This window comes from candidate division WOR-3 bacterium (assembly GCA_039801905.1).
Classification (GTDB): domain Bacteria; phylum Hydrothermota; class Tepidihabitantia; order Tepidihabitantales; family JBDRVQ01; genus JBDRVQ01.
Window position 1 is genome coordinate 1 of the sequence record JBDRVQ010000032.1, and the last position, 19,414, is coordinate 19,414.

A 19,414-nucleotide genomic window follows, 5' to 3' on the forward strand; every position below is an offset into this window, starting at 1 on the left:
CGTTATAACCATAAAGGCTCCCCCTATTACTTTTTAATATGGGAGGGAGCCTAAATTTTTTCAATGGTAAGATATTTTTGATTAAATAACCCATTTTCGGTAAGATTATTTTTGATGAAAACCGGCTGGTTGACAAACCCCATTTTTTCATTTATAATGAAATGATGCGAGAGATTTCGGTCTATATTGAAGATGAGGTTAAAAGGTCTTATTTAGATTACGCGATGTCGGTAATTGTCGGACGCGCTTTACCGGACATCCGCGATGGTTTAAAACCCGTCCAGAGAAGAATCTTATACTCTATGTACGAGTTGGGCCTCTTCCCCCGTTCTCCCTATAAAAAATGCGCCACGGTGGTGGGCGACGTCTTAGGTAAATATCACCCCCACGGTGATATGGCGGTTTACGATGCCTTAGTGCGGATGGCTCAGGACTTCTCCTTACGTCTTCCCCTAATTGATGGTCAAGGGAATTTCGGTTCAATTGATGGTGATGCCCCAGCCGCTTACCGTTATACGGAAGCCCGTCTCACCCCATTGGCGATGGAACTCTTAAACGACTTGGATAAAGAGACCGTTGACTTCGTCCCCAACTTTGACCGGAGGCTAAAAGAACCCGTCGTTTTACCCGCTTCCTTTCCCAATTTACTCTTAAATGGGGCAAGTGGCATCGCCGTGGGTATGGCGACCAATATTCCACCCCACAACCTGGGAGAGATTATTGATGCCCTCTGTGTCTTAATTGATAATCCCGAGACGACAATTGAGAAGATAATGAAATACATCAAAGGACCAGACTTTCCAACGGGAGGGATAATTATTGGGGAAGAAGGGATCAGAGAAGCCTACAAAACCGGTAAGGGGAAAATTATTCTTCGGGGAAGGGTTAAATTTGAAGAGGTGAAAGGGGGAAGGGAAAGGATTGTTATTACCGAAATTCCCTATCAGGTGAATAAGGCAAACTTAATTGAGAAGATTGCCCAATTAGTTAAGGAGAAGAAGATTGAGGGGATAAGCGATTTGCGAGACGAGTCGGATAAGGACGGAATAAGAATTGTCATTGACCTGAAAAGAGACACCGCCAAGGAAGTGATCCTAAATCAACTATACAAGTTTACCCCATTAGAAGAGACCTTTGGCATCATCTTTTTGGGTCTCTTAGATAATTGTCCAAGAATCTTTAATCTAAAAGAACTCTTAGAAGGCTTCCTCGCCTTTCGTTATGAAACCTTCTCCCGGAAATGCCGGTTTTTATTGAAGAAATCAGAAGAGAAGGCACACATCTTAGAAGGCTTTAAGATTTGCCTCAAAAACATTGATAAGGTGATTGAAATTATTAAGAAGGCAAAGGATACCGAGACCGCTCGGGCGGACCTCGTAAGGAAATTCCACCTAACCGAAATCCAGGCGAACGCCATTTTAGATATGCGACTCTCCCGACTGACAAAATTGGAACAGCAAAAGATTGAAGACGAGTATCTGAGTCTGATCAAAGAGATCAGTCGCTTGAAATCTCTCTTGTCCTCTAAGCCGGCAATAATGGAGGAGATTAAAAAGGAACTCCTTGCTCTAAAAGAGAAATTTCCTTCCCCCCGGCGCACGGAGATTATCCCCGGAAAGGTGGAAGAGTTATCCTTAGAAGATTTAATTGCCGAAGAGGATGTCTGTGTGATGATTACCCACAAAGGTTATATCAAACGGATGGCGGTCTCTTCCTATCGGAAACAGGCAAGGGGCGGTGTCGGTCGTTCGGGATTAGAAATTACCGAGGATGATTTTGTCTCCGGTCTCTTCGTTGCCACAACCCACGACTATCTTCTCTTCTTTACCAACAAGGGAAAAGCCTATTGGCAGAAGGTCTACGAAATCCCAGAGGGAAGTTTTGCTTCAAAGGGAAGACCAATTGTTAACCTTTTAGATTTAGAAAAAGAGGAAAGGATTGCTTCCTATCTGGCGGTTAGAGACTTTAAGGAGAAGGGGTATATCTTTATGGTGACGAAGAAGGGGAAAGTGAAAAAATGCGCCCTCTCCCTTTTTGCCAATCCGCGAAAGAAGGGCATCTTGGCGATTAGCATTGATAAAAACGACGAATTGAAAGATACTTTTTTAACCACGGGTAAGGATGAGATATTTTTAATTACCAAAAAGGGGAGGGGAATTAGATTTAAGGAATCAGAAGTTCGGGAGATGGGTCGCCCGGCGAGCGGCGTTTTGGGGATAAGACTCGCCAAGGATGACGAAGTGATTGATGGGACAATTGGGAAAAAGGATGGGAAGTTGTTAATTGCTACCGAGAAGGGATTTGGTAAAATTACCCCTTACCGCCTCTTCCCGCTGAGAAAAAGGGGAGGCAAAGGGGTAATTGCGGCAAAGATTTCGGAAAAGAGTGGAAATTTATTAAGGGCATTGGATGTGAAAGAAGAGGATGATATCATTCTTATCACTAAGCTGGGGCAGGTGATGAGGATGAGGGTGAAAGAGATTAAAGAATGTGGACGCGCCGCGGTGGGCGTGAAACTGATCGCTTTGAAGGAGGAGGATACTTTAACCGATTGCGCCCGAATAGAAAAGGAGGAGTAGATGAATGGGGCTGATCTTTTGGGTATCTTAGTCATTCTCTTCTTTGCTATTTTACAAGCATTTCGGGGAAGAAATGGTTTTGGGAAGCCATTCCTGGAAATGTTGGGTGTAATTATCACTGCGGCAATCTCCGTCTCTTGGTATCCAGGTTTGGCGCGGGCGGTTGGTCTTCCCGAAAGTTCTACCCTTTTAATTCTCTTTTTGGTGATTGGCTTTATCTTCTTCATCGGTGCCAATGTCTTAGCAAATTTTGCGGACATCTCATCGGAATCTTGGGATTCCCTTCTCAGTTTCTTCTTGGGGATCGGCTTGGGTTGGGCGGTCTGCCATATCTTATTTCGGTTTTTGCTTTTAATCTACGGCAGGAATTCAAATTTTGGTTATGCGGTAGAGGATTCCTGGGTGGCGAAGGAAGTTTTAGAATTTCGTTCCTTTAAGGCATTAGTTTCCCTTCTCTATCGGGCAAGACTCGGACCAGAACTGGAAGAGTAAATTTTAACTAAGTGCTATTTTTCCCCCTTCCCCAATTTAAGATAGTGAGGATCAATTCGTCATAAGAAATTCCTGCTACCGCTGCTTCCTGAGGTAAATCAGATAGTTCGGTCAAACCGGGCAGGGTATTGATCTCCAGAAAAAATGGTCTCTCCCCCTGGATTACTAAATCCAATCGGGAATAACACCGGCAACCGATTGCCTTATGGGCTAAAAGGGATAAGTTTTGAATCTTCTTTGTTAAATCCTCGGAAATCCTTGCCGGGCAGATAAATTCGGTTTCCCCTTTGGTATATTTTGCCTTGTAGTCATAAAATTCCCGCCTTTTCGGTACAAGTTCTAAAATGGGCAATGGCCTATCCGCCAGAATTCCACAAGTGGCGATCCTTCCCGGAATATATTCTTCCAAAAAGATACTTCCGAACTCCTCTTTAGCGGAGAGAACCGCGGGCAGGACCTCTTCTTTTTCTCTTAAAATCTTCACCCCGATTGAAGAACCTTCGGAGCGGGGTTTTAAGACTACCGGTAGTCCCAATTTTTCTATCGCCAATTGGACATCTTCTTCTCTCTCAATTAGAAAAAACTCGGGCGTGGGGATTGAATAGTAGGAAAATACTATCTTCGTCAGAATTTTATCCATCCCAACCGCCGAGGCAACAACTCCACTTCCGGTATAAGGAATTCCTAAAAGTTCTAAAAACCCTTGGATTGTTCCATCCTCTCCCGGTTTGCCGTGGAGACAGATAAAAGCCAGATCAATTTTCGCTTCCCCAATCTGTTGGGCAAAGTTTCGGTTTAAGTCAAGGAGGAGACATTCGTAACCCTGCCTCCTTAAAGATTCGTAGACCTTCTTCCCAGTTAAAAGCGAAATCTCCCTTTCCCTTGACCAACCACCGCAGAGAACGCCAACCCGCATTCAGGGTTCAAACCGAATTACCTGGCAGGTGAGTGTTCTTTCCACACCGGGGATACTTTGAATCTTATCAATCACAATTTTCCCTATGGTATTGAAGTCGGGAGCGGTTAGGGAGATGATAATATCAAATGGTCCAGAGATGGCATCAATGTGGGTAATCTCCTTAATCTTACTCAATTCTTCATAAACCACACGCGCCTTGCCCGCCGAAACGTTAATTAAAACATAAGCGGTCGCACCCATTTTAATAAATGAGGCTATCTAAAGAATCAAAGCGTACTACATTACAGGTGACCGTCTTCTCTACCCCATCAATTGTTTGTATCCGCTCGGCAATCACCGCCCCAATATAATTAATATCCGACCCGGAGACAATGGCGATTATGTCATAAGGGCCAGTCACCGCTTCCGCATATTCCACCCCGGGAATTTGCTGGATCTTTTCCACGATGCGCCTTGTCTTTCCCGCTTCACAATTGATCAAAACGAAAGCCTTTGCTTTCATAAAGTTATTATAAGTAAAAAGCGATTCCCGTCAATAGTGGATTATCTTCTTTGTCTTCCCTTTACCTTTTTGGAAATATATCCCCTTTCTCAGTTTTTGGCTCTCTATTAAGCGCCCGTCCGGTGTATAAAACTTCTCCCTACCTTCATCTTTTTGGGGTAAAAAAAATTCTTCCTCTGCTCCACTCGGTTGAAGATAAAAATTTATCTCGGTCGGTTGACCAAAAAAGACCTCACAGGTTTCGGTCTTTACTCCGTAACCGTCCTTTACCACCTGAATTGTGTAACGCCCCGGATTCAAAAGTCGGCGGAAGCGACCAGATTCCCGATCCGAAAATCTTGGTAAGATCGTCTCTGGGGGTGCATAACACTCCAAAATCCTCACTTCGGCACTTAGGGGTTCACCGGTTACCGCATCAAAAATCCTCCCGGTAATTTGGGAGGCGAGTGCTCTTCGCATTAGGTAGTAAGCACCCCTCAAATTCTTTCGGCAGATAGAATCAACCCTCTCTTCTGGTGGTCGATAACCCTTACTCACCTCAACCGTAAAGGAAAAAATCCCTAAGGCATAGTAGAACCAATTTCTCGCCAATCCTCCTTCATCGGCCCGGCCGTAAATATAAGAATAGGTTCCGGTATTTTGGTCATTAGGGATGTTAAAGGCTAAACTGCAAGCGATATTCTGAATATGAAAATAGTCCGGAGAGCGAGAATTGCCCCAAAGCCAAGGGAAATAGACATACTCTCCCCTCCGGGGGTCAATGTCCGAATGGTAGCAGACATCAATTACAAATTTCTCCCTCTGCGCCAGATCTCTTAAAGCGAAAATCTCATTTTCGGAAAAGGGGAGAGGACCCCGGTATTCCCGAGAAGAAGGCTCAGGATTTCCCCTCTCCCAGAGGAAATTGTAATTCCGATTTAAATCAACACCATCGTAGTCAAGGTTTATTATCCCGTTACTGTCGTTATCGCGCAAATTCTTACGCCATAGGGTATCAATATCCTGTTCAATTATCCAATGGCCATCCGGATTGACCATCGGCACAATCCAAATTTCTTCGGAATCAACAAATCTCTTCACCTCCGGATTTATTTCGTACTGTCCCAATAAACTCTCCGCTAAAAAAAGGCAGATTTCCGGACCGATTATCTCCGCCGCGTGGTGGTTCCCATTAAAGAGGAGGCGCGCTTCATCCTCCCGGAGATTAGGGGCGTCGGAAATTTTTAATCCCAAAAGTGGCAGACCAAGACGGGTTGAATAACCCAAAGTCTCAAGTCGGCAGAGATGGGGATAATTATGGGCAAGTCGGTTTAAATCCATTACCATCTCTTCATAGGTGTGATAACGAGAAGGAAAGGTGAAAAGAAAAAGGAAAAGATAAATCATTTCAGGTAGATAAATTTTTTCTTCAACTCCCAATTTTCAAATTTCATTTTCAAAAAGTAAATACCCACCGGCAATTCCGGTAGAACGATTTGCCTTTCTCCTCTCTCCAAGGATATTTTCTTTATCTTGCGACCGGTAATGTCGTAAAGAAGCATCTCTAATCTTTCCCCCTCCTTTAAGGAAAATTTGAGTGCCGAACCTTTCCGAAGAATCGTGGGGAGAGAGAGTTTATGATTTAGAAGGAAATTGGGTAAATCGGCAACTCCGGTGGGAAAAGAGACCGGAATCTCAAAAGGTAAAAGGGAGGAATAACCAGAAGCGGAAAGGGAAAGATAAAAATGTAAGAGGGAATCTTCTAAGACCTCAGGGATAAAGAATGTAAACGGGTTTAAGTTATTTCTAATCCCACCCACAGGAATATTGCCAAAAAAGGAGAAAGAATCTCTCACTTCCCCTTCGTCTCGGCTTCTTAAAATTCCCGAGACCGAGATGGCATCAGTATCTCCCAGGTTAATAACCTCTGTAGTTAATTTAATCTCCTCCCCGGGTTCGGGCAAGCCGTTGCCATTGCCTAAGGAGTCATTAAGTGCGATCCGATAGAAGCTAAGAAATGGTTGGTTGAAATGCCGGGGCCTTTTGGTAGAAAATTTTATCGCCCGTCCGGAAGTGAGGGGGGCGGAATTGGGAGAATAGTTATTATTATAAAGATATTGTAAACCTCGGGCTTCGGTGTGGTCTTCAATACCAACGGTATTGGATAAGGCATCCGCCACCACTGCGTACTGATAAATTATCTCACCGTCGCCGGTTGGTGTCGGATAATAATTTGGGTCAAGAAAGATTACTTGAAATGTCTCCCGCACCGATTGCCGCTGATTATGAGCAACTTGGTTAAATTCGCAAAGGTAACGATGATTAGTCGTATCGTAATATTCGTAGACATCACCAAAACCGCCTTGGTTCTCATTCGTATTCAAATCGTCCCAGAAAGGGGCAAGCATGGCAGGGGGACCAATGGTATCGGGAATTGGTGAGTTATTGCCGAAACGGTAAGCGGTCCTCCCCAAGGCGAGAAAACCATTGGAAGAGATAGAGATTGAGTCATAAAAAATTCCGTAATACTGAAATCGGAACGGTAAAGGTAAAGTGACCGTTGCCGCATCGTGAGTAGAAATCTCCGGGATCAACCTCCCCGGACCAGGGGGAGCAATCCCGAACCAATTATAGACCGGTGCCTCACCAGATGCGGTATCGGTATTGTCATAGGCAAAATAGCCATAAGGACAAGGACCCTGGGGTAAAGAAGAAGCTTCACCTTCGCTGCGGAAGGTTTGAGAAAAGGAATCTAAAAACTGGTAGGTTTGACCTGAGCCCGAAAGGAAAAACTTAAAAAGTAAATCCTCGCCCGGTGGTAAAGAAGGGGAAGTAGTTAAAGACAACTCATCATTAAAATTAGAAAGGCTCTCTTGGGAGAAAATAGTTCCGAATTGAGATAGGGAGTCGGTTAAACTTAGATAGCGGGCGTAAGCCCTAATTTTAACTAAGCAGTTATTTAACTCTTCGCTTCCCGAATTCTTTAATTTTATCCGAAACCGAATCCCTTCGGAGCGACCAATCCGACCGTTGTTATTGCCCAAGGGAAAGGAGTCAATTACTTGGGTAGAAAGGAGGGTAAGTCTTCCGGCATAAACCCTAATGGCAAAGGTAGAATAGGAAGAATCTTCATCGGAATAGAGCCTTAAAAGAAAACCCAAATTATGATTGCTGCTGCAAGCCGGCGAACAAGAAAAGAGGTATTCGCCACCAAGCGCACTCTCCCCAGGGGCGATTGAACCAAAATTTTTCACACTGTCTAAAATGGAGACGAACCGGTCCGAACTCCTTAAAACCCCCCGCACATTATTGGCAGCACTTCCCCCGATATTTTTTATCGTTAAGAAAAGCCCAACCTCTTCCCCGGGATTTACCCGACCGTTATGATTTCCCCGGTCAGAGAGGGAAAGGCGAGAAAAGATAAGATATGGTCGATTACCCACACTAACCCTTCCTTCTCCCTCAAAGGGTAAATAGTTGGGACAGGTAACAGTTAATTCAAAAGAACCGGGATGGATAGGATTTATCGGCAATTCAATTTGCCCATAATGGGTATAACCATAGGCATAGACCGTTGAGTCCATCCTAAAACAGACCAGAGCACTCTCTTCCTCCACCAAGTTCTGGACGAAAACCCGATAATTTTGCGAACCCAATAAGATAACCGAATCCCAAACTACCTCTAAGCGCTCCGGCTTTTTGGTATAAAAGGGAAGTTCCGGATCCCCCAAAAGGTTCCATTCCTGATAGCGAACTTGGTTGTGATATAAAGAATCTAAATAAAACTTTGCCCTTTTTAAGGCATCACCAAGGGCATGAATCCGATGAAAGAAAAAGGCATCAAATAAAGCCTTACTCACCACCCCCCGATAGAGAGAGACGCCACTGCCGGTATTAGTAGAGCCGAATACCGCTAAGGCACCAGTCAAAGAATCGGGCTTCCCCTTTCTCTGCCAACCCTCACAAACCATTGACTCATTAGCGGCAAAGGTCATTGTCTGGCAGGTGGCAGAAATAATAATGGGTAATTTATTTAAGTTCCGGCAAAGGTCTGGATTACAGGCAAAAGGTGACCACCAGTTGGAAACCCCTTGCCCCCGATAGACAACAAAAGAACGACCTTCATTGACCGCGGCAATGACATTATTCGCATTGTGCCCCTGTAAGTTAATAAAACTATCGGTCTGGATAAAACCATAACTTAAAACCAAATTTCTGATATAGCGAGCATCCGCCTGATAATAAGGGTCAGGGGGATTATCCTCCCTCACAACCGTTGTCCCTTTCAAAAACCAAGAGGAATCACCGGAGAGGTAAGGATTTTTCTCATAAGTGATACTCTTTAAGACCATAACTGAACATTGCCTTGGGGTATTACAGGAGAAGCGACCAACTGATAACTCCTCTTTATAATCACCCGTCATATTCCCATAATAGTCATCGTAGCGGCTATTATAACTTCTTAAGTAGTTACCACTGCCAACTAAAAGGATATATTCCGGTTTTATTGGCCAGGTATTATAGGCGTTTAAGATGTAATTCCGGATAGAATCCGGAGTTCGCCCGGTGACACTCAAGGGAACAATTTTCGTTGGCAAACCCTTCTTTATCTTCCATTCTGCCAAAGGGGTAATGGCGGGGATAAAATTCTCATGGCTGATAATTAAATATCTTGCCCCTTCCTGGCTGTATGCCCAAAGAAAAAGAAAGAGAATTAAAAATCTTTTCATAATTAATTATAGAAAAATAAAGAGGACAATCAAGTCTCCTCCGGAATTGGCTCCGTAGTCAATTCCGGATAATCTTCCCTGAGCCAGGATTTGACATCGGTCGTTCGGTAAAGCATTCGGCGGTATGATAAGTTAAGAATCAAGAGGGGGATCCCCGTAACGATAAGACTTTTTCTGGCATGCCAAAGGCGCTTAAAGATTGAGGAATAAGAATAGAAATTCCACCAGGTCCAATCCAGACCTTCCTGTAACTCCTCCACGGTCATATTCTTTGGCTTAAATACCGTATGGCCACAGTCATACAGCCGCCAGTTAGTAGTGATGATCCTCCCTTCTTCTCTCAGTTTTCTCTCTAACCTTGTCCCGGGATAGGGCGTCAGAATACCAAAGGATGCCAAAGCTAAATTATTCTCCTTGGCGAAACTTAAAGTCTTTTCAAAGACCGATTTATCGTCGGTATCCAGACCGAAGATAAAAGAACCTTCAATCATAATCCCTTCGTCTTGGATCTTTTTTATCTTATCCGCCATATCCTTAACCTTTTGGAAGGATTTATTTAACTCCTTCAAACCAGCATCGCTCACCGATTCCAAACCGATAAAGAGGCCATAGCAACCACTCCTCCTTGCCAATTTTAATAATTCCGGGTCATCGGCGATAGAAAGATCCGCTTCTCCCAGCCATTTCTTTTTTAAGGGGATAAGTTCGGAAAATAACCTTTTGGCATAGCGTTTATCCCCTGCGATGTTGTCATCAACAAAGACGATGAGGGGGCGGTCAACCTCTTCAATCTCTTTAATCACCAATTCAACTGGCCGCTTCCGGTAATAGTTGCCGAAGAGGAGATGGGCGGAGCAGAAATCACAATTGAAAGGACAACCCCTCGTGATCTGGAAGACGGAAGTGAGAAGATAACCCTTATTTTTAAAGATCTCCCTCCTCGGGAAAGGGATATCTTCCATTCTCACCTTCTCTTTTGCCTGGTAGATTGGTTTCAATTCCTTATTTTGAAAATCCCTAATCACCTCCTGCCAAACATACTCCGCCTCCCCAATCACCACGCTATCCCCATACCGTAAGGCTTCGTTTGGTAAGAGAGAGGGGTGGATTCCTCCCAAGACCACCTTTGCCCCCCTCTTTTTATATTCCTTCGCTATCTGATAAGCCCGAGGGGCGGTAACCGTCATTGTGGTGATCCCCACCAGGTCGGCACCGGTGTCAAAGTTTAAGTCCATTAGATTCTCATCGTAATAGTTAACTTCAATCTCGGGTGGGGTCAAAGCGGCCAAAATCCCTAAGGATAATTGGGGTACCCGAAAAGCCTTCCCTTTCATTCGCCGCTTCTTTTCGTCTTCAAAAGAAGGGACAATCAAATCAATTCTCATCTTTAGCCTTTGGCGACCACCAAGCCGTATACCTCCTTTGCTCCGTTCTCCCTTAAAACCTTTGCCGCGGCCGAGAGGGTGGCACCGGTGGTGGTGACATCATCAATCAAAGTAATCTCCTTCCCTTTAATCTCATAACCGGCCCGGAGAGTGAAGGCGTCTTCTATATTTTCAAATCGTTTTTCGGGTGAAATGTCTACTTGACTCTTTGTATTCTTCTGGCGTTGGAGGCAGAAAGCGATGGGGATTTTGGTCCTCTCTGCTACCCGTCGCGCCAGAATCTCCGATTGGTTATAACCCCGCTCCCGCCTCCTCGCCGGATGAAGAGGGATCGGTACTAAAAAATCACTCCTCTTTAAGACCGGATCATAACTTAAAAGTAAGGACAAGGCATCCCCTAAAATTCTCCCCAACCTCACCTTTCCATAATACTTAAACTCTTCAAGAATCCCCTTAAAAGGTTCTTGGTATAAGCCTAACGCCCGGATCCGTCTCAAATTCAATTTCGGCCGGCATTCCCCGCATCTCTTAAAATAAGGAACCGGTCGGCCACACCTTGGACAGACTGCCAGAGAAGAGGTGAATAATCTTTGGTAGCAGGTAAGGCATAAAAGATTTTCCTCTTCTTCAAACTCCTTTCCGCAGCCCGGGCAGATTGGGGGATAAAAGAAACTTAGGAGATGGGAAAATAGTGAGCGAAAATTTTTAAGCATATTCCCCTTTTTGGAAACGGATTAATAAAATGAAGCCAATGACAATTAAACCAACGGCGATAGCCTGGTTCGTCCAGAAGTTGGCTAAGTTCTCGTAATAGCGGATAAAGTCAATTAAAAACCGGAAAGAGGCATAAATGATCATCGTAAGAGCAAAAACCATCCCTGGTTTTAACCTCCTCTTTTCTAAGAAGAAGATGATAAAGAGAAATAGTATTAAGCCAAAAAGGGAAGAGTACAATTGGGTGGGGTAGACCTTTTCAAAGATACCCGCGGGTGAACTCTTGGGAAATTTTATTCCGCAAAAGGAAGCGGTCGGTTTGCCAAAACAACAGCCGTTAAGGAAACAGCCAATCCGAGTAAAGAATTCACCCAGTGCCAGGGCGGGGGAGGAGGCATCAAGCATCTTTCTTAGAGGTAGTCTTCTCTTTCTCACATAATAAATGCCGGAGAGAAGTCCACCCCCAAATCCACCAAAAAACATCAGCCCACCTAGACCACCGCGCCAGAAGGCGAAGATGCCGATAATATCATTTTCAAACTCCGACCAGTGGAGGAAAACATATAATAACCGAGAACCGATGATGGCGCCAAAAAGGATATGAAGGGCAAGATTGGAAATTAATTCTTCTTTTACCCCAAACTTTTTTGCCCGGGCTGAGGTCAGTTTAATCCCCAAGAGGAAAGAGATAAAAAGCATTAAGCCGTAGGAGTAGAGATTAAATCGCCCGAGGCGGAGAATTATGGGATACATTTCTTACTTTAATTCATTTATCCCATTTGTCAAGTATTTTTATTGACATCTCCCCTTTTTCTTATATATTTCTTTATGGAATTAAAGGTTAAGTATGGAGAATCTTTTGAATTAGTGAAATTGCCCGCGGGGGTGGAGGTTAAGGTTTTGTCCCAAAAAGGAGATCGCGCAAAAAAAGATTTAGAACCGTTGGTAAAAAAATTGAAAGAAGGGGTGCGGGATTTCCTCTCGGATGCCAATTCGCTTCTCATAATTGTCAATGATTATACCCGACCGACCCCAACCGAAATGATTATCTCCCATTTAGAGGAAGAGATAAGGGGTAAGGAATTTTCTTTCCTTATCGCCCTCGGCTCCCACCGCCCTCCCAAAAAGGAGGAGTACGAAAGGATATTTGGTAAATTTTATCATCCCTATCAAGAACGAATTGTCTGCCACGATGCCAAAGACCGGGGAAAATTAGTCTTTTTAGGCAAAACCTCTTTTGGTACCCCGGTGGCATTAAACGAATTGCTCTTTAAGCACAAGAAGATTATGGTGATCAACTCAGTTGAACCCCATTATTTTGCTGGATTCACGGGGGGAAGGAAGAGTTTTGTTCCTGGAGTGGCGGGATACGAGACGATCACCTTAAATCATAAACTCTCCCTCTCGCCAAAAGCCAAGACCTTAAATTTAATTGACAATCCGGTCTCTCGGGATATGGAAGAAGTCTCTTTAATGGTCCCGAGACCGATTTTCTCTATCCAATTGGTTATTGACCAGAATAAGAATTTAAGGGATATCAAATTTGGTGAACTCTCGGAATCTTTCTTAGCCGGGGTAAAAGAGGCGGAGGGGACATTCTGTTTGCCGATTGAAAAACTTTATGACGTTGTTTTAGCCTTAGTCCAACCTCCCTACGATGTTGACCTTTACCAAAGTCAAAAGGCATTGGAAAATGCCAAACTGGGGGTAAAGGAAGGAGGGGTGATAATTTTGGTTTCTTCCTGTCGGGAAGGGGTTGGGGATGATGAGTTTATTCGGGTGATGAGGGGAGGGAAAAGTCCGAAGGAGGTAATTGCTGAGATTGAGAAGAACTTTGTCTTGGGGGCACACAAGTCGGCAAAATTGGCGGAGTTGGTGAGTCGATTTGAGGTTTTAGCCGTTGTCCCAATCAGTGAGGATATTATTAACTCTTTATTTATGAAAAGGATGGGCAGTATCTCTGAGGCTTTTGATCATTGCCTGAGGAAATTTGGTAGGTCATTTTCTCTTCTCTTCTTACCGGATGCCAGTTTGGTAACACCGATTTTTCGCACCTCTTAATTGATGAGGGTATATCGTTATTGCTTCCTGTTCCTCTTAATCCTTAGGTTGAGCGCCCATCCTCCTGCTTATAATCCCTTAACCATTGGTGCCAACTTCCTTTTGGATGGTTATAAAAAACTCCTCTCCCCCTTACAAGGGAAAGATATCTGCTTTTTCTCTCCTACCTGTTCCCGTTACGCCAAAGCGGCGATAAATCGTTATAACTTTTTTTGGGGGCTAATAATGACCGCGGACCGCTTGGAAAGATGTAATCCTTTTGCTTTGCTTTACGCCCAGGACTTTTATTCCGGAGAAAAAGAGGGAAAAATCTTTGACCCCCCGGAAAGACATTTTCTCGGCTCGGTCAAGGAAAGGGAAAGTGTGGATTTTGATATCTGGTTGATTACCCTTGACACCTTTCGCTTTCTCTTTCCCGGTGAGCCCTATGATTTAGCCTTCGCGGACTTTCTTTATACCGAAAAAGAATTTTCCTTGGCGTTGGCGGAATACTTAAAGATAAAGTTTTGGACGAATGACGAACGGATTAGAGAATACGCAAAGGTGATGAGTGGCGAATGCTATTCCAAACTGGGGAATTATGGTAATGCCCGGAAAGAAGTGGAAGGGTTGGCGAATAAGGGGTTGCGGATGCTGATGCGGGGAAGAGTTCTCTTAGCGGAAGGGAAATACGATTCTGCCCGTTCCCAACTCTTTTATATCAAAGATGAGAGGTTAAAAAATACCGCCCAATTCCTCTATGGTCTCTCTTATCTCTACGAAGGTAACTTAGAGAGGTTCTTTTCTTATTTTCCGATGAAGAACTTATCTTTACCCAAAAGGAAATCGCCCCTCCTTTCCGGCCTCTTCTCTTTTCTTTTGCCCGGTGCCGGACAGGTCTATACCAACCGCGCGGGGGATGGTCTCTATTCCCTTTTTGTGGTCGGCACATTGGCGGGGATAAGTTATCATTACGGAAAAGAAAAGGAGAAAGGAAAGTTCTGGTTCTTCCTCTCTTTAACCTCCCTTTTCCATTTGGGCAATGTCTACGGCGCGGTGATTAGTGCCTACGATTATAATCGGTATGAGAAGAAAAACTTCATTAAAAGATGGAAAGAAAAGTTACAGGAGGAAGGTTATCCCTCTTGGCAGATTGACCTGAAGGGTTTCCTTTTGGAGTGAATTATCTTCTTATCTTCCTTTTTATCTTCAATCGGGAACCGGAATTGGATTTGGCGGATACCCTTTTGGAAAGAGGGCTTTATCCGCAAGCGCTTAGAGAATACCAAAGGTTTATCTTCTACCAATTCTCATCTCCTTCCCTCCCCTACGCCCAATACAAATTAGCCCTCTCCTATCTCCAAAGGGGGAAGGAAGGGGATTGGTTAAAGGGAGAGCAACTTTTAAGGGAGATTATCTTTAGCCCCGCTTTGGAAGACACCTTAGTGAAAAAGGAGGCACGCACTTCTCTTTTGAGATACTATATTAACAGCCGGAGATTCCGTTCCGTTGAAGATTTACTCATCAAAACCAATGAGACTTTCTTTCTTCGCCGGATAAAGGAAGTGAGACTTCCGAAGAAGGTGTACCTCTCCTCCCTCTCTTATCTCATCCCTGGTTCCGGGGAGATTTATGCCGGAAGATACAAAGAAGGGATATCGGCTTTTCTCTTCACAACCCTTTCGGGTTATGGAGTCTACTTTTCTCTCAAAAGGGGCAAAAAGATGGACGCCTTGCTCCTCTTCTCCCTTCTCTTTCTCCGTTTCTATGGAGGTTCCATAAAAAATGCACGTCTTTTCCTCCAAGAATATAATGAACGATATTTAGAAGAAAGGCTCAGAGAACTAATCCTAAAGGAGGTATCGCCCCAAAAATAATATAACCTCTCCTTTTATCTTTTCCCAGATACTTTCCAAGGAGAAATCAATCTCTTCCTTCTCCTTTTTGATTATCACCCCCGCGCTCAGTTCTTTACTATTCTCCTTCTTTAATTCCGGGAACTCCTTTGCTAAGAAGGGAAAGTCTTCAACCGCCAGGGTTATCGTGTCGTTCGGCGCCGCCCATTCTTTAATCACCTGGCGCAGAATTGCTAAATAATCCCCGAGGCGGATTCTTCGCTTCACTTCTTTAATAATCTCCTGAATCATTTGCCACTGATAGGAGAGCAACTCGTTTCTGCTTTTTGTCTTCTCTTCCGCCAGAATCTTCTTTTTTCTTTTCTCAATCTCCCTCCGCAATTTCTGGCTTTCCTTTTGCCTTAGCGCCTCCTTCTCCTTTTCTATCTCCGCTTTTAACTCACTAATTTTCGCTGCGTATTCCTGTTTAACTCTTTCCTTTTCTTCTTCCGCCTCTTTGATTATCTTTTCGGTCAGTCGGCTAATTTCCATCACAATTTAATCCCCATCAGTAAGAAGATTGTCGCCAAAAGTCCTAAGACCGCATAAGTCTCAACCATTGCCCCATAGACTACTGCCTTCATCGCCTCTTCGCTTCGCTTCGCTACCAATTGCGCCCCACTGGCACAGACCTTCCCTTGGAGGATGGCGCTCACCAAGCCAGCCACCGCTACGGGAAGGCAGGCTCCCAGAATTTGCGCCCCCTGCCATAGGGTGATCGGGGCTAAGTTACCGAAAATTCCCATTTTCGTTAAGGCTAAGAAGGCGCCTAAAAATCCGTAAAAACCTTGGGTTCCGGGAAGGGCAACCAAAAGGAAGAGACTACCAAATTTCTCCGGCGCCTCTGCTAAAACACCACTGGCGACGGAGGCGACAAGGCTGATCCCTTTTGCGGAACCAATCCCCGAAAGGAATACGGCAATCGCACAACCTAAGATCCCTAAGGTTAAACCGATTGGGTCAACCATTTTCCCTCCTATTTAATCTCCACATATTTTGTCTCTAACTTAAATGGAGAAAATCTTTTCCCCCCGCCGGTGAAGAAACGGGGAAAGAACTCAACATAATTTAACCGCAGGGTATGGACAAACGCCCCCAAGATGCTCACCGCAATGTTATAGGTATGGCCAATTAAGAGAACAAAGAGAGTGAGGATTATCCCTAAAGCCGGGATCCCCTTCACCATCCAGGCAATACTATTTACCGCCATCCCAATTCCCGCGGTCATCATTCCCAAAGCCATCAACCGGATATAGGAAAGGATAATCCCGATAAAGGAAGTTCCACCATAGAGATTGTAGGCTCCCCAAATTAACTTTTTTACCAGTTGCCGATTGATTGGGGAAAGGAAAATTGATCCAACCCCTAAGGCGAGAAAAATGGGAGCGGGGATTAAATTCCCCATATAAAGAAGGAAAGTGGCGAAGGCTAAGCAATAGGGGATCAATTTCCCAATTGTCAACTTCTTCCGATTATCCATAAGGGAGAAGAAGATAGTGAGAAGAAAGAGGAGGAGGAATAGGATCTTAAAATATCGGAGGCGAAAACCAAGAGAGAGGAGGAAGGAGGAAAGGGTAGAGAAAAAGAGAAGATGCCTTGAAAGATAATTGGGATGGAAACGGGAAAGGGTGATAAGTCCAGCAGCCGCCACTAAGATCAGGGAGATAAAAATTGGCTTTAAGGAATAAAAGGTTTTACCTAAAAGGAAGAAGGAGAGTAAAGAATTTAAGAGGATGAGCCAAAAGCCTTCATTGAAGAGAGTGGGAAGGGGATTTCTTATCCGGAAGGAGTCGTAAATCTCTAAGAGGAGACCATAGTTGAGATGGATATAGCCAAGGGCTAAGGAGAGATAGAAAAAGGTGAGGGGATTTTGAAACGGATCAAAAAGGACCAAACGGTCTTTGAAGGTTTTCAGAAAGGGGATGGCTAACCTTTCTAAGATATCACCAAACCAACTATTGGTGATCGCCCCGGCACCGATGGTAAATCCGCTACAAATTGCTAAAAGGATAAGGAAATTTTTCATCCTTTTCAATCTTCCGAGGAGAAGAAGGGATAAGAATAGGGTGATCAAACCGTAGCCGGCATCGGAGAGGCAGAGGGCGAAGAAGATGATAAAGAAAGGGGTGAGGTAAGGGGTGGGGTCAATCTCCTGATAAGAAGGCATCCCGTAGAGATTGACCACCATCTCAAAGGGTTGGAAGATCCTCTTATTTTCTAAGGCAACGGGAGGCTCTTCGTTCAATTCGGGTTTAATGCGGGTTAAGACCGCGGTGGGAAATTTACTCACTAAAGAGAAAAGTGTCTTATAGTCTCGTTCCTTAACCCAACCTTCAATCACCACCGAACTTTTGGTTTGGTGGAGATGGTTCTCTATTTCTCTTCGCACTTTCACATTTTGGTAGTAGTCAGCCCCGATTTTTAACTGGGGGAGAAAGGAAGTGAGTTTTTCCATCTCTTTCGCCAACTCTTCCCTCTTCTTTCTCATCTCCTCCTTTAAGGAATTTAACCTCTCAATATTCTTCTCTATCGTTCCGGAAAACTTTCTTAAATCAATCGGGGTGAAATCCTTTCCCGAGAGGAATTCCCTGACCTCTTTCCCTTTCTCCTTGGGAAAAAGGACTAGGGCATAGACCCGATTTAAAGAACGACTAATCTCTTTGAGGTAAAATCCCCTCTTTTCTTCCTCCCCTTTTGCCTCAATAAATAACTTGGGAGTGGGGAAGAAGCCGAGGGCTACCTCAAATTTCTCTAAGGAATATAAATCCTCTATCTCACTCGGAAGCGAGGCGAGGGGTTTAATTTTTGCCAATTCCTGGTCAATCTCCTTCTCCTTCTCGGCTAAGGAATTTACCTCCTCCTTCCACCCTTTAACCTTTTGAACCAGAGAGGGTAGGTCTTCCTTAACCGTAAACTCCTCCAGACTGATTGCGACCTTTTTCCTCTCCTCGGGTTTTATCCCTTCTAAGTAGGCGATTACCTCTTCGCAGGCGTTAATCAGATCAAAAAATTCCTTCTCCTCCCCTCTTCCTGCTTCCTTCACCTTTGTGATATGAACTATCCCTTTCTTTTGGAGGGAAGAGAGGAGTTCTTCCTTCTCTGATTTATGGCAGGCTAAAAGGATTTTACTTACTTTGGCGACCGCCATTCCTCTTTTATCCGCCTGATAATAAAACCAATAATCTCTTCCCGATTAGTTTCTATTTGTTCTTTTATCCTGGCTTTCCTCTCTTCGGTCTCCTTTCTTATTCTCTCCTTCTCCTCCGCCAGTTCCCTTTCTAATTTCTCCTCTTCTTCTTGCCGTTTCTTTTCCATCTCCCTCTTTATCTCCTCTCCCATCATCTTCCTTTCTTCTTTAATCTGGGCAAGTAACCTTTCTCCCTCTCGCTTTGCCGATTCCACAATCTCCTTCGCCTTCTCTTCTGCCAATTTTATCTCTTTAATAATATCTTCCATATTGAACTCCATTATACACAATTCCTATTAACTGTCAAACCTCTTCTTTCTGTTGGATGGTTGAAGGAATCGGATGTGATAAAAAATAAGTTATGAAAAATCAAAGACTTATAAAAAGGGGAGAAATTTAGTGTCCAATTTTGGGGGATATTTCCGTATTTATTATATAGGGCTATGAAGAAGTTAATTAAAGATTTTGCCTTTTCAGAGTTATCCGCCTGGGGCGGATTTATAATCATCAGAATAGAGATTGAGGAGGTGTTATCGGGTAATTAGCACTTAACGAAAATGGCATTAAGCGTGAGATCTTTATCAGAAAGGAGGGGTTTATCTTTATAAAATGGGGTGTAGCATACAGGGGATGGTATCGGGGATTTAATGGAAGGGATAATAGAAGTTCTAAGAAAAGGCTTAATTTTGGATTTAATAAAGGGTTTAATGGAGAATATAGAAGATGGTCTAATAAAAGAAATAATTAGGGGTTTAATAAAGAGCCTAAACGATGGCTTAATAGAAGTTATAATCCTAAGCCCAATCCGGGTTTTAATCCGAAGCGAAAGTGGGAGTCTAATAGAAAAAGCCTTTCGCAGGGAAGTGAGATATATTCAAATTATGTGGAAAATTGAAAGAGGAGTTATATTTGATTATAATAAAAGGCGGGTGCCACCAAAATCAGCACCCGCCAAAGGAGACACACCATGAGTATTTTTCTTAAAATCTCTA

Annotated in this window: 18 protein-coding genes; 6 read left to right on the plus strand and 12 right to left on the minus strand. The window is 43.9% G+C overall.

Going from position 1 to position 19,414, the window contains the following annotated elements:
- Positions 1–161: 161 nt before the first annotated feature.
- Positions 162–2,579: a DNA gyrase subunit A gene (gyrA, locus tag ABIL00_06595; GenBank protein MEO0110424.1), complete on the plus strand. Its 2,418-nt coding sequence runs from the start codon at positions 162–164 to the stop codon at positions 2,577–2,579.
- Positions 2,580–3,071: a hypothetical protein gene (locus tag ABIL00_06600; GenBank protein MEO0110425.1), complete on the plus strand. Its 492-nt coding sequence runs from the start codon at positions 2,580–2,582 to the stop codon at positions 3,069–3,071.
- A gap of 7 nt (positions 3,072–3,078) precedes the next feature.
- Here ABIL00_06600 and ABIL00_06605 read toward each other — a convergent pair whose 3' ends face one another.
- From ABIL00_06605 to ABIL00_06640, 8 genes are read right to left on the minus strand one after another with little or no spacing between them, the layout of a single operon-like run.
- Positions 3,079–3,987, minus strand: a complete 909-nt coding sequence (locus tag ABIL00_06605; GenBank protein ID MEO0110426.1) for a D-alanine--D-alanine ligase — start codon at positions 3,985–3,987, stop codon at positions 3,079–3,081.
- The gene (locus ABIL00_06610; protein ID MEO0110427.1) at positions 3,988–4,230 is read right to left on the minus strand and encodes an Lrp/AsnC ligand binding domain-containing protein; all 243 of its coding nucleotides are present in this window, start codon (positions 4,228–4,230) and stop codon (positions 3,988–3,990) included.
- Position 4,231: 1 nt separating this feature from the next.
- Entirely contained in the window at positions 4,232–4,492 is a 261-nt protein-coding gene (locus ABIL00_06615) for an Lrp/AsnC ligand binding domain-containing protein (protein MEO0110428.1), read from the minus strand.
- Positions 4,493–4,522: 30 nt separating this feature from the next.
- Positions 4,523–5,878 (minus strand): M14 family zinc carboxypeptidase, encoded by a 1,356-nt coding sequence (locus tag ABIL00_06620; protein ID MEO0110429.1) that lies wholly within the window; start codon positions 5,876–5,878, stop codon positions 4,523–4,525.
- Positions 5,875–9,201 (minus strand): C25 family cysteine peptidase, encoded by a 3,327-nt coding sequence (locus ABIL00_06625; protein MEO0110430.1) that lies wholly within the window; start codon positions 9,199–9,201, stop codon positions 5,875–5,877. The genes ABIL00_06620 and ABIL00_06625 overlap by 4 nt, the downstream gene beginning before the upstream one ends.
- 29 nt (positions 9,202–9,230) lie before the next feature.
- A complete protein-coding gene (locus tag ABIL00_06630) occupies positions 9,231–10,586 on the minus strand; it encodes a radical SAM protein (protein ID MEO0110431.1) in 1,356 nt (451 codons plus the stop codon).
- 2 nt (positions 10,587–10,588) lie between these two features.
- The gene (locus ABIL00_06635; GenBank protein ID MEO0110432.1) at positions 10,589–11,299 is read right to left on the minus strand and encodes a ComF family protein; all 711 of its coding nucleotides are present in this window, start codon (positions 11,297–11,299) and stop codon (positions 10,589–10,591) included.
- Positions 11,292–12,053 (minus strand): prolipoprotein diacylglyceryl transferase family protein, encoded by a 762-nt coding sequence (locus ABIL00_06640; GenBank protein ID MEO0110433.1) that lies wholly within the window; start codon positions 12,051–12,053, stop codon positions 11,292–11,294. The genes ABIL00_06635 and ABIL00_06640 overlap by 8 nt, the downstream gene beginning before the upstream one ends.
- A 75-nt stretch (positions 12,054–12,128) precedes the next feature.
- Here ABIL00_06640 and larA point away from each other — a divergent pair, with 75 nt between their 5' ends.
- From larA to ABIL00_06655, 3 genes are read left to right on the plus strand one after another with little or no spacing between them, the layout of a single operon-like run.
- A complete protein-coding gene (gene larA / locus ABIL00_06645) occupies positions 12,129–13,361 on the plus strand; it encodes a nickel-dependent lactate racemase (GenBank protein MEO0110434.1) in 1,233 nt (410 codons plus the stop codon).
- A 3-nt stretch (positions 13,362–13,364) separates the two neighbouring features.
- Positions 13,365–14,522, plus strand: coding sequence for a membrane protein insertion efficiency factor YidD (gene yidD / locus ABIL00_06650; GenBank protein MEO0110435.1), 1,158 nt, complete (start codon positions 13,365–13,367; stop codon positions 14,520–14,522).
- Complete coding sequence (locus ABIL00_06655; GenBank protein ID MEO0110436.1) at positions 14,519–15,217, plus strand: tetratricopeptide repeat protein; 699 nt, start codon at positions 14,519–14,521, stop codon at positions 15,215–15,217. The genes yidD and ABIL00_06655 overlap by 4 nt, the downstream gene beginning before the upstream one ends.
- Here the strand turns inward: ABIL00_06655 and ABIL00_06660 are convergent.
- From ABIL00_06660 to ABIL00_06675, 4 genes are read right to left on the minus strand one after another with little or no spacing between them, the layout of a single operon-like run.
- A complete protein-coding gene (locus ABIL00_06660; GenBank protein MEO0110437.1) occupies positions 15,191–15,730 on the minus strand; it encodes a hypothetical protein in 540 nt (179 codons plus the stop codon). The genes ABIL00_06655 and ABIL00_06660 overlap by 27 nt on opposite strands.
- Positions 15,727–16,203, minus strand: a complete 477-nt coding sequence (locus ABIL00_06665; protein ID MEO0110438.1) for a V-type ATP synthase subunit K — start codon at positions 16,201–16,203, stop codon at positions 15,727–15,729. Before ABIL00_06665 ends, ABIL00_06660 begins: the two co-directional genes overlap by 4 nt.
- Before the next feature lie 8 nt (positions 16,204–16,211).
- The gene (locus ABIL00_06670) at positions 16,212–18,383 is read right to left on the minus strand and encodes a V-type ATP synthase subunit I (GenBank protein MEO0110439.1); all 2,172 of its coding nucleotides are present in this window, start codon (positions 18,381–18,383) and stop codon (positions 16,212–16,214) included.
- Complete coding sequence (locus ABIL00_06675) at positions 18,365–18,703, minus strand: hypothetical protein (protein ID MEO0110440.1); 339 nt, start codon at positions 18,701–18,703, stop codon at positions 18,365–18,367. The genes ABIL00_06670 and ABIL00_06675 overlap by 19 nt, the downstream gene beginning before the upstream one ends.
- Before the next feature lie 366 nt (positions 18,704–19,069).
- On the opposite strand from ABIL00_06675, the gene ABIL00_06680 reads away from it, so the two are divergent.
- Positions 19,070–19,393, plus strand: coding sequence for a hypothetical protein (locus tag ABIL00_06680; GenBank protein MEO0110441.1), 324 nt, complete (start codon positions 19,070–19,072; stop codon positions 19,391–19,393).
- Positions 19,394–19,414: the final 21 nt, after the last annotated feature.